The sequence below is a fragment of the Nitratireductor sp. B36 genome, from assembly GCF_020833685.1.
Classification (GTDB): domain Bacteria; phylum Pseudomonadota; class Alphaproteobacteria; order Rhizobiales; family Rhizobiaceae; genus Nitratireductor.
The window spans coordinates 1035094-1046086 of sequence record NZ_JACKZY010000001.1; the positions used below are offsets into that span (position 1 = coordinate 1035094).

The window sequence follows — 10993 nt, forward strand, 5'->3', positions numbered from 1 at the left end:
GCCGTTGGTTTTCAACTCCGCTCCAGCGCGGCAAAATGAAAGCCGTCCGTCGCTGTGCGGTTGGGAGAGAGGGCAATACCCGTGGTCTTGCCTATTCTTGCCTTGGCGGATTGCCCCGGGAAGTGCCTCTCCCATAGCGCCTCATGGTCCACCGGACAGAAATCCGAATTGGCTTTGAGAAAGGCGCGCACCTGGTCGTCGTTCTCCTCGGCGAAGACCGAGCAGGTGATGTAGGCCAGCCGCCCACCCTGCCGCACGAAGCGTGCTGCCCGCGCGAGAATTTCGGCCTGCTCCGCCTGCCGCTGTTCCAGCTGTTTTTCGCCAAGCCGCCATTTGGCGTCCGGTCTGCGCCGCCAGGTGCCCGCTCCCGTGCATGGCGCATCGACGACCACGAGATCGAACTGGCCCTCATGCGCGGCCAGCGCCTCCGGGTCGGCTACAGCCTGGACGTTCCGGCAACCGGCCCGCTTCAGTCGGTCGAATATGGGAGCAAGCCTCTGCTTTTCAGCATCGAAGGCCCGAATCTGGCCGGTGTTCTCCATTGCTGCCGACATGGCGAGCGACTTGCCGCCGGCTCCCGCGCAATAGTCGAGCACCTGCATGCCAGGCGCGGCTTCGGTAAGGGCGGCAACGATCTGCGAGCCCTCGTCCTGAACCTCGAACCAGCCCTTTTGAAAGGCCGGTTCTGCCTGCACATTGGGATGCCGCCCCTGCCCTTCGATCGGACCGATCCGCAACCCCTGTGGCGCAAGCTCGCTCTCGTGAACGCCGGTGCGTGCCAGCGCTTTCGCCACCTTGTCGCGCGTCGACTTCAACGTGTTGACCCGCATGTCGAGCGGCGGGCGCTCGGCAAGGGCCGCCGCCTCGGCCACCCAGTCATCGCCCCAGGCTCGCTGAAACAGCGGCTCGCACCATTCGGGGCATTCCGCCCGCACGCCGTCAGGCGCTTGATCCAGTCGGTGCGCCGCAATGCGGTCCGCTTCCTCGCTGGAAATCGGTTGCGGTGCGAAATTGTCTTCCGCCAGGGCTGCATTCAGCGTTTCGGGATCATATCCCGCCTCGATCATGAGGGCGCCGAAGGCAAGAGCGCGCGGACTTTCTTCCTGAAACAGCCATGCCGCAGAGCGTTTTCTGCGCAACGCGTCATAGACGAAATTGCCAATGGCCGCCCGGTCCTTGGAGCCGGCAAAGCGGTGTGACAGACCCCAGTCTCTCAGCGCTTCCGCCGCCGGTCGATAGCGCCGGTCAATGTCTTCCAGAATTTCAATGGCCGCAGCCAGACGTCCGCCAAGTCGCATGTGACACCTTTGCCGGTTACCCGAATGGCGCACAGCTAGCCGGTAGCGAGCCTTTAGACAAGCAAAACGGGCGTGGATTGCTCCACGCCCGTACTTTATCAAGGCCTTTTCACGTCTGCCTATTCGGCAGCGCGCTGCGGCGTATTGCCGGTCACGGGCACGGCATTGGGCTCGTAGCCGTGCGCTTCCTTCAGCGCCTTGCGCACCCCATTGCCATAATCGGGATGAACCTTGTCGAAATGCGCGAGCTGGCGCTCGATGATCTCGCCGGGCACGCCGTCCATCGCAGCAGCAATGTTGGAGAACAACCGGTTCTTCTGTCCCTCGTCGAAGAGGTTGAAGAGCGCGCGCGGCTGGCTGTAGTCGTCGTTGCCGATGCGATGGTTGTAGCGGTCCGCATCGCCAGAAATCTTCAGCGGAGGCTCCTTGGCTGCCGGTTTTTCCACCGGGCCACCGAAGGAGTTCGGCTCGTAATAGGCGTCGGGGTTGCCTGTCTTGATGCCGCCGAACGTGTTCATCTCGCCATCGCGGTGGTAGTGATGCACCGGGCATTTCGGCTGGTTGACCGGGATCGTCTCGTAATGCGTGCCAAGCCGGTAACGGTGCGCATCCGCATAGGAGAAGATGCGCGCCTGTAGCATCTTGTCGGGCGAATAGCTGATACCCGGCACGATGTTGGAGGGCGAAAACGCGGCGTTCTCGATTTCGGTGAAGTAATTGTCCGGATTGCGGTTGAGCTCCATCACGCCAATGTCGATCGGCGGATAGTCCGCATGCGGCCACACCTTGGTGAGGTCGAAGGGATTATAGGAGGTCTTCTCCGCATCCGCCTCGGGCATGATCTGCACCTGCACTTTCCACTTCGGGAACTCGCCGTTCTCGATCGCGCCGTAGAGCGCTTCCTGATAGCTTTCGCGGGTCTTGCCCACCACCTGCTCGGCCTCCGCATTGGTGTGGTGCTTATGGCCCTGCATGGTCTTGAAATGGAATTTGACCCAGAAGCGCTCGCCTTTGTCGTTCCAGAACGAATAGGTGTGGGAGCCGTAGCCATTCATGAACATGGGTGCAGTCGGCAGACCGCGATCCGACATCAGGATCGTCACCTGATGGAGGCTTTCCGGTGAGAGCGACCAGAAATCCCACATGGCCGTCGGCGAACGCATATTGGTGCGCGGATGGCGTTTCTGCGTGTGAATGAAATCGGGAAATTTGAGCGGATCACGGACGAAGAACACGGGCGTGTTGTTGCCCACGAGATCCCAATTGCCGTCCTCGGTGTAGAATTTCAGCGCAAAGCCGCGCACATCGCGCTCGGCATCGGCTGCACCCTGCTCGCCGGCAACGGTGGAGAAGCGCGCGAGCATCGGTGTTTCCGCGCCCGGCTGAAGCGCCTTGGCAATCGTGTACTTCGAAATGTCACCGGTGATCTTCAAAACGCCATGCGCGCCCCAGCCCTTGGCGTGAACCACACGCTCGGGAATGCGTTCGCGGTTCTGATGTGCAAGCTTTTCGATGAGCTGGTAGTCCTGAAGCAGAACCGGGCCCCGCTCACCCGCGGTCACGGTGTTCTGGTTGTCGCTGACGGGCGCGCCAGCAGACGTGGTCATCGTGGGTTTGTCTGCCATAAAAAAACTCCCTTGCTTGCTTTCCGGTTTTGCCCGGCTGCCGGTCTCACCTGCGGCGTGGCTTGGAACGGTTCCAAGGTATCGACGCCTTTTGATAAATTCCAATTGTCTTTGATATTCGATGCGATAATTTAAACTTATGATACGCTTGACCATCAGACAGATGCAGTATTTCGAACGTCTGGCCGAAACGCTGCACTTCGGACGCGCCGCCACGAGCTGTGGCGTCACGCAGCCCGCGCTCTCTGCACAGATTTCCGAAATGGAAGCTCAGCTTGGCTTCAAACTTTTCGAGCGTGGCGGCGGTGCCGTGCGTCTCACGGCCGAAGCGCAGTCTCTTTTGCCTCGCGTGGCGCGGATCCTTGCCGAGGTACGCGATCTGGAAGGTGAGGCGCGCAGGGAGCGCAAGGCGCTCGAAGGCCGCTTTCGGCTGGGGGTGATCCCCACCATCGCGCCGTATCTTCTCCCTGAGCTTCTGCCGCTCCTCAAACAGAGATTTCCGCTGCTGCGCCTTGAGGTGCGTGAGGCGGTCACCAACGCATTGGCCGAAGATACGGCGACCGGTCGGCTCGACGCCATGATCGCAGCCGATCCCATCGACGATAACCGGCTCGCGCCGGATATTCTTTTTGAGGACCCGTTCTACCTTGCGGTACCAACAGGCGATGCCGCACGGATAGCCCCGCCCGTGGCGCAGGAGAGCATGGCGCTCGAGAGGCTGATGCTTCTGGAAGACGGGCACTGCATGCGCGGCCAGGCGCTCGAAATCTGCGGGCGCGTCAAACCTGTGACGATGGAGACTTTTGGAGCGACCAGCCTGACAACTCTTTTGCACATGGTGTCGCATGGGATGGGTGTCACCCTCATACCGCAAATGGCGCGCGCCTCGGCAAACCTTTTGCCATCCGTCAGCGTGCTTCCGTTTCTCGACCCCAGCCCTTCCCGCAGCATATGCCTTGTCGGACGGAAGTCCAACCCACGCAGAAACGACTTCGCGGCTCTGCGCGAGACTGTGCTGGAGGCCCACCAGGCGCTGCTCGCCCGCGTCTGAACGTCATCCGGCATTCCACAGTTTCAGCGCGAGAAGCACCCACATGGCGGCCAACGCCAGAAATCCCAGCACGAACAATGGCTGCCGATAGCGGATCCTGTTGGACGTGACGTGTACATAAGCATGTGCATAGCGGGAGAGCACAAAGGCCCACGCCAGCCAGATTGCCACCGTCCCTGCGCCTTCCACCGCAAAAAGTGCCAGACATACCGAATGGAAGAGCACGGGCAGTTCAAACTGATTGGCCAGATTGTTCCGCACAAACAGGCTTTCAGGCGGTTCCTCACGGTTTTCCCTGAATTGGGAAACGCGCGCGCTCCCCGTTTGCACGGCCTTCTTCCGCCGCAGGCCGATCAGCACATACACGGCGTAGACGAGTGCCACATGGGCGATCATCGGCCAGAAGATTGCGTGTTGAGACATGTCTTTCCCTTCCCGTCTTCACGGTTTCCCGTCTCAATTCCTGATTTCACCATCAGCATCGAAACGAAGACGCTTGGCAAGGGTGGCCTTATCGCAAGGATGAAACCATGAAAGCTTACGTCGCCGAGTGTTTTGGAACGTTTTGCCTGGTCTTTCTGGGATGCGCCAGTGTGACGGTTGGTGGGTTTGGAAATCTCTTGCCGCTGGGGGGCCTGGGTATTGCCATCTCGTTTGGCGTTGCAGTGATTGCCATGGCCTATGCCATAGGCCCCGTTTCCGGCGCTCACCTCAATCCCGCTGTCACGGCCGGGGTTTTTCTGGCCGGTCGCATGCCTCTCAAAGACGTATTGCCCTATATGGTCGCACAATTGGCTGGAGCTTCACTGGCCGCTGCATCACTTTGGGGCATGGCAAAGGGCTCTGACGCCGTCGCGCCCGTGTCCCGTGCAGCCAATGGCTGGGATGCAGCAGGACTCTATCCAATGCCGACAGCCTTCGCACTCGAAACCTTGGGCACTTTTATTTTTGTCACCGTCATCCTCGGAGTGACAGCGTCAAAACACCGGACACCTTTGTCCGGTGTCGTGATCGGCCTCACACTCACAGCAATACACCTCTGCCTGATCCCGGCGACCGGGACATCAGTCAATCCCGCGCGTTCAATCGGCCCTGCCCTTTTTTCAGGTGCACGTGAGATGAACCAGCTCTGGCTCTTCATCGCTGCGCCCTTTGTCGGTGCAGCTGTTGCGGGGGTCGTTGCCAAAACGACATTGATGGAACGCATGTAGGGACAAGAAAAAGGGCGCTGAGGCCCTTTTTCAAATGGCAATGGGACCCAACCCGCCTTACGCGCCGCCGGGATAGTTCGGGCTTTCGCGTGTGATGGTAACATCATGCGCGTGGCTTTCGCGAAGGCCTGCTCCCGAGATGCGCACGAAGGTCGCTCGCTCACGAAACTCCGCCAGATTGGCCGCGCCGACATATCCCATGGCAGCCTTCAATCCACCGGTGAGCTGATGAAGAACTCCACCGGCAGGCCCCTTGTAAGGGACCTGTCCCTCGATACCCTCAGGAACGAGCTTCAGCGTGTCACGCACCTCGGCCTGGAAATAGCGGTCGGCCGAACCGCGTGCCATCGCTCCGACCGAACCCATGCCGCGATAGGCTTTGAAGGAACGTCCCTGATGCAGGTAGACCTCCCCCGGGCTTTCATCGGTGCCCGCAAGAAGCGAGCCGACCATCACGGCTGAGGCACCGGCGGCGAGCGCCTTGGCCAGATCGCCGGAGAACTTGATGCCGCCATCCGCGATCAGCGAGATGCCTTCCTTATCCGCGACCTCGACTGCGGACATAATGGCCGAAAGCTGCGGCACACCGACACCGGCGACGATGCGGGTGGTGCAGATGGAGCCGGGACCGATGCCGATCTTGACGCCGTCGGCTCCCGCATCAATCAATGCCTTGGTGCCATCGGCCGTTGCTACATTGCCGGCGATGATGCGCACGTTGTTTGACAGCTTCTTGGCGCGCGCCACAGCATCAAGCACACGCTGCGAATGGCCATGAGCGGTGTCTATCACCAGAAGGTCCACGCCGGCATCGATCAGGCGCTCGGCGCGTTCGAAACCATCATCACCAACACTGGTTGCCGCTGCAGCGCGAAGCCGTCCCTGGGCATCTTTCGACGCATGAGGATTGAGCTGCGATTTCTCGATGTCCTTGACCGTGATCAGACCAACGCAGTTTCCCGCATCATCGACCACCAGAAGCTTCTCAATGCGGTGTTGATGCAGAAGCCGCTTCGCCTCGTCCTGCGCCACGCCGTCCTTGACCGTCACCAGGTTCTGATGGGTCATCAGTTCGCGTACCGGCTGTTCAGGATCAGAGGCAAAACGCACGTCACGGTTGGTCAGGATGCCAGCCAGGCGACCGGTCGTATGGCCGCCGGCACCGCCGTTTTCCACCACCGGTATGCCCGAAATGCCATGCGCGCGCATCAGCGCCTGTGCCTCGGCCAGCGTTGCATCGGGACCTATGGTGATCGGGTTCACCACCATGCCGGACTCGAACTTCTTTACCTGCCGCACCTCTTCGGCCTGCTCAGCCGGGGAGAGATTGCGATGAATAACGCCGATGCCGCCGGCCTGGGCCATGGCGATCGCAAGGCGTGCTTCCGTCACCGTGTCCATAGCCGCCGAGAGAATCGGAATGTTGAGGTCGATGTCGCCGGCGATGCGCGTGCGCACGTCCGTCTGACCGGGCATCACTTCGGAATGGCCGGGCTGCAGGAGCACGTCGTCGAATGTAAGCGCCTGGGCGCCGGTTGCTGTTTCGATGATTTTCGCCATGGCCGACCCTTTGGAATAAGAGGACGCGCGACCCCGCCATAAAATGGCACGGCCCCGCTTGTGTGATTCCCTTTCAGGATTGGCGCTGGCTGGTACCACGGAAGCGCCGGCTTGAAAAGGAGGTCCTCCTCTATGAGGGCGGAATGTTTCATCCACACAACATGACAGCACCAACACAGCACCGCCTCTGCCACAGGACAAGCCGTACATCTCATGCTATAGCCCGCATGCTGATCCGGCCTGCCCGCAGTTTCCCTCCCAGCCCCACCTGGCAGACCGGCACAGGGACAGAATGCCTTGAACCGCACATTACCACTGATACTCGCCGTCGCGCTCTTCATGGAGCAGATGGATTCAACCGTCATCGCCACATCGCTTCCGGCCATCGCCGCCGACATCGGCACAAGCCCCGTGACGTTGAAACTTGCGCTGACCAGCTATCTCGTTTCACTCGCCATCTTTATCCCGATCAGCGGCTTCATGGCTGATCGTTTTGGGGCAAAAAAGGTCTTCCGAATTGCGATCGCGGTGTTCGTCCTCGGTTCAATCGCCTGCGCGTTCTCCAATTCTCTGGCTGCTTTCGTCCTCTCACGGTTTTTGCAGGGGATGGGCGGCGCAATGATGACCCCGGTTGGCCGCCTTGTTCTCGTGCGGGCCGTGCCGCGCGAACAACTTGTAAAAGCGATGGCCTGGCTGACTGTCCCCGCTCTGATCGGCCCGATCGCCGGCCCGCCGCTCGGGGGATTCGTCACCACCTATTTTTCCTGGCACTGGATCTTCCTGATCAATGTGCCGATCGGGCTTCTGGGCATTCTCCTTTCTGGCTATGTCCTGCCTGACTTTGCCCGCGAGGAGACTGGGCCTTTGGACCTCTCCGGATTTCTGCTCTGCAGCATCGGTGCATCCGGGCTCGTGTTCGGTCTCTCCGTCATCAGCCTGCCGGCATTGCCTCCCATCGTCGGTGTGGCGACAGTGGTGCTCGGTGTCCTGGCCACGGCTTTCTACATCCGCCATGCACTCCGCACCCCCGCGCCCATTCTCAATCTCCGCCTTTTTGCCAACCGCGCGTTCCGCTCGGCAATCCTCGGCGGCGCCCTCTTTCGCATCGGGGTCGGTGCGGTGCCCTTTCTGCTACCGCTCATGTTTCAAGTGGTGTTCGGCCTGACACCGTTTCAATCGGGCCTCCTCACCTTCGCATCGGCATTCGGTGCCATCGCGATGAAATTCATCGCCACCACAGCTTTGCGGCTCGGCGGTTTTCGGGTCGTTCTGGTTGCCGCTTCGGTGCTTGGCGGAGCGAGCATTGCCGTAAACGCATTGTTCACGCCGACCACACCGCACTGGATTATCATCGTCGTGCTTATCGGCTCGGGCCTTCTGCGCTCGCTCTTCTTCACCTCGGCCAACGCGCTCGTATTTGCCGAGCTTGGTGACCGTGAGGCAAGTCAGGCGTCGACCATCTCAGCGGCAGCCCAGCAGGTCAGCATCGCCCTTGGGGTCGCGGTCGGCGGCGGCATACTTGAGATGTCCGCCTTCATCACCGGCACGGAACTCGGTATGGATGCCTTTGTCAGCGCTTTCCTGATCGTGGCTGCGCTTTCCGCTCTGGCCGCCATCCCGTTCCTTTCCCTGCCACCAGAGGCAGGGAGCCGCGTTTCCGGTCACATCAAGCGGCGCAACACCGTTGACACGCCGGCTCCCGCCGGCGAATGAGGCAAGGGCTTTACAAATCCTTTTCGGAACGTTCTTCGGAACGTCCCTTGAACCCCTTGGCGAGAAGGTAGAGCTCCACTGATTCGGCGCGCGAGGCCTGCGGCTTCACGTGGTGGACGGACTTGAAATTGCGCTTCAATTGATCGAGCAGGCCGGTCTCGGCGCCGCCCTGGAAGGTCTTCGCCAGGAAGTGTCCGCCAGGTTTCAGCACGGAAAGCGCGAAATCCGCCGCCGTCTCGCACAGATGCATGGTGCGCAGATGGTCGGTCTGGCGATGCCCGGTGGTCGGCGCAGCCATGTCGGAGATGACCAGATCCGGCGCTTCACCAAGCGTCTCCAGAAGGCGCTGTGGAGCGTTGTCGTCCAGAAAATCCATCTCCAGAACGATGGCGCCGGGCACCGCATCCATACCCAGATAGTCTATGCCGACAACGAGCGGGTTTTCAGGTGTGGACCCCACCCGCTCGGCCGCAACCTGGCACCACCCCCCAGGAGCGGCACCCAGATCGATCACCCGCGCGCCGGGAAAGAGCAGCTTGTGGCGATCGTCGATTTCCGTCAGCTTGTAGGCTGCGCGCGAGCGCATTCCCTCAGCCTGTGCGCGATGCACATAGGGATCGTTCAGATGCCGTTCGAGCCAGCGGCGGGACGAATTCTTCAGCCCACGCTTTTTCTTGACCCGTGTTTTGAGCGCACGAGCGCCGCCGCCCGTCTTGGCCGGTTTCTTGCTCATCCGCACAACCTCATTTGCCTCGTCCCGTCTGCCGCCGGCGGCGCCACGCGCCATCAGCGGCCATCATTTCGTTCAACATGCCTTCGCGCAGGCCACGGTCCGCGACCCGCAACCGCTCCGAAGGCCAGCGCCGGCGGATCGCCTCCAGAATTGCACAACCGGCAAGCACGAGGTCGGCCCGATCCGCGCCGATGCAGGGATTGGCCTTGCGTTGCTCAAAATCCCATGAAAGCAGGGTGTCGATCATGCGGTCCACATTGTCCCGCTCCATCCAAAGCCCGTCGACCTGCCGGCGATCATAGCGCGCCAGGCCCAGGTGGACACCGGCGAGCGTCGTCACTGTTCCGGAGGTACCGATGAGATGAAACCGCCCTCCGGCAGCGATCTTCGAAAGCCGTCCGCCATCGTCAAACCGGTCAAGCATGTCGCTCACCGCATCGACCATGGCCGAAAAGCTTTCGCGTGTCACATGATGGCCGCCGAAGCGCTCTGCAAGCGACACCACGCCTACAGGCAGCGACGTCCAGGCGACGATATGATCAGCAAGCCGCGGGGTGCGGTGGCGTGAAATGTCCACCAGAGCGATCTCGGACGAACCGCCGCCAATGTCGAAGAGAACCACGCCCTCCGTACCTCGGTCCACCAGCGTGCTGCAGCCAGCAACGGCCAACCGTGCTTCCGTCTGCCGGTCGATGATTTCAAGGGTGAGCCCGGTCTCGTGTTTCACGCGCTCGATAAAGGCTTCGCCATTTTGGGCCGAGCGGCAGGCTTCCGTCGCGATCAGCCTCATACGCCGGGGCTTTCGATGCCCCAGTTTTTCGGCACAAATGGCAAGAGCACTGACGGCTCTGTCCATCGCCGCTTCGCTTAGCCGCCCTTCGCGGCTCAGCCCTTCTCCGAGTCGTACGATCCGCGAGAAAGCGTCCACCACGCGAAAATGTCCGGGTCTGGTCGGCACGGCCACCAGCAGGCGGCAATTGTTCGTGCCGAGATCGAGCGCCGCATAGGATGTGCGCTGGCCATCCTGCTCTGATTCGCCCCGTCTTCCCGCCTGAAGCCTGGCCGGCTTCCCCGTGTCGACTTGAGGTGGGGTTTCCTTGGTGGTCGGTTCAACCACCGCATCACGCACGAACGCACGGCGCCTGCGCCGCTTGCGGCGTTTTCTTTTCGGAGGAGTTTCCTCCGGTCGCGAAGCACCATTCCGATCCGCTTTCCCGTGCTGCAATCGCTCAGGCGAAGCGTGATCTTCGGATGCGTCTTTTGAAGCCTCGCCCGAGGTCCCGGGCGACGCGGCGCGAGAGCGTGAGGCTCTTTTTCTGCGCGTTCTTTTTCGCTGGGGCAAAACATTCGTTTCACCCACAAGAGCAGGTTGTCCGGCCGACCGATCGTCGAAGCCGGGGGAAGAGCCCCCATCCGACGCGGCATCCCGGACGACCCTGTCTAACGGGGAGACCCCGCCATGGTCGTGGTTTTCCACCGCTATTCCTTCGCCGCCGCGCAAGCCCTTCAGGGCGCAGCAGGCAGCTCATTCCGTTTAGTTGACACCAGAGTATCAGCCATAGCTGGTTTCACCAAGAGTGGTGTTCGCCGGAAATGCAATCATCTTTGCGTGGTCGGGAAAATTGTCGTTCCTCGAATTGAATCCGGATCCGCCCTTGACTATAAAACTCATATCGCTAAATAGCGTGGCGAAAGCGGCCAGCGCCGCCTGCTGGGGAATAGGTTAACGGTAGACCCACGGACTCTGACTCCGTTAGTCCTGGTTCGAATCCAGGTTCCCCAGCCAACTTCTTTCTCGAGAA

General features: G+C 61.0%; 9 protein-coding genes and 1 tRNA gene. 4 read left to right on the forward strand and 6 right to left on the reverse strand.

Annotation, left to right across the window (positions count from 1 at the left end):
• Positions 1-11: 11 nt before the first annotated feature.
• Together H7H48_RS05085 and katA are read right to left on the reverse strand one after the other, a co-directional pair.
• The gene (locus tag H7H48_RS05085; RefSeq protein ID WP_229447699.1) at positions 12-1298 is read right to left on the reverse strand and encodes an RsmB/NOP family class I SAM-dependent RNA methyltransferase; all 1287 of its coding nucleotides are present in this window, start codon (positions 1296-1298) and stop codon (positions 12-14) included.
• A gap of 119 nt (positions 1299-1417) precedes the next feature.
• A complete protein-coding gene (gene katA / locus H7H48_RS05090; RefSeq protein ID WP_229447700.1) occupies positions 1418-2923 on the reverse strand; it encodes a catalase KatA in 1506 nt (501 codons plus the stop codon).
• Between the two features lie 139 nt (positions 2924-3062).
• On the opposite strand from katA, the gene H7H48_RS05095 reads away from it, so the two are divergent.
• Positions 3063-3974 (forward strand): hydrogen peroxide-inducible genes activator, encoded by a 912-nt coding sequence (locus tag H7H48_RS05095; RefSeq protein ID WP_229447701.1) that lies wholly within the window; start codon positions 3063-3065, stop codon positions 3972-3974.
• Positions 3975-3977: 3 nt separating this feature from the next.
• On the opposite strand, the gene H7H48_RS05100 is transcribed toward H7H48_RS05095, so the two are convergent.
• Positions 3978-4397, reverse strand: a complete 420-nt coding sequence (locus H7H48_RS05100; RefSeq protein ID WP_229447702.1) for an MAPEG family protein — start codon at positions 4395-4397, stop codon at positions 3978-3980.
• Positions 4398-4504: 107 nt separating this feature from the next.
• Here H7H48_RS05100 and H7H48_RS05105 point away from each other — a divergent pair, with 107 nt between their 5' ends.
• Positions 4505-5185, forward strand: coding sequence for an MIP/aquaporin family protein (locus tag H7H48_RS05105; RefSeq protein ID WP_229447703.1), 681 nt, complete (start codon positions 4505-4507; stop codon positions 5183-5185).
• A 57-nt stretch (positions 5186-5242) separates the two neighbouring features.
• Here H7H48_RS05105 and guaB read toward each other — a convergent pair whose 3' ends face one another.
• Positions 5243-6745, reverse strand: a complete 1503-nt coding sequence (guaB, locus tag H7H48_RS05110) for an IMP dehydrogenase (RefSeq protein ID WP_229447704.1) — start codon at positions 6743-6745, stop codon at positions 5243-5245.
• A gap of 297 nt (positions 6746-7042) precedes the next feature.
• Between guaB and H7H48_RS05115 the strand changes: the two genes are divergently transcribed.
• Complete coding sequence (locus H7H48_RS05115; protein ID WP_229447705.1) at positions 7043-8458, forward strand: DHA2 family efflux MFS transporter permease subunit; 1416 nt, start codon at positions 7043-7045, stop codon at positions 8456-8458.
• A 10-nt stretch (positions 8459-8468) separates the two neighbouring features.
• Here H7H48_RS05115 and H7H48_RS05120 read toward each other — a convergent pair whose 3' ends face one another.
• Both H7H48_RS05120 and H7H48_RS05125 read right to left on the reverse strand, forming a co-directional pair.
• Positions 8469-9191 carry an RlmE family RNA methyltransferase gene (locus tag H7H48_RS05120; protein WP_229447706.1) on the reverse strand — a complete coding sequence of 241 codons (723 nt, stop codon included), beginning with the start codon at positions 9189-9191 and terminating at the stop codon, positions 8469-8471.
• Between the two features lie 10 nt (positions 9192-9201).
• Entirely contained in the window at positions 9202-10668 is a 1467-nt protein-coding gene (locus tag H7H48_RS05125; RefSeq protein WP_370633308.1) for a Ppx/GppA phosphatase family protein, read from the reverse strand.
• A gap of 235 nt (positions 10669-10903) precedes the next feature.
• On the opposite strand from H7H48_RS05125, the gene H7H48_RS05130 reads away from it, so the two are divergent.
• Positions 10904-10977: transfer RNA gene (locus H7H48_RS05130), tRNA-Gln, on the forward strand.
• The last annotated feature ends 16 nt before the right edge of the window (positions 10978-10993 follow it).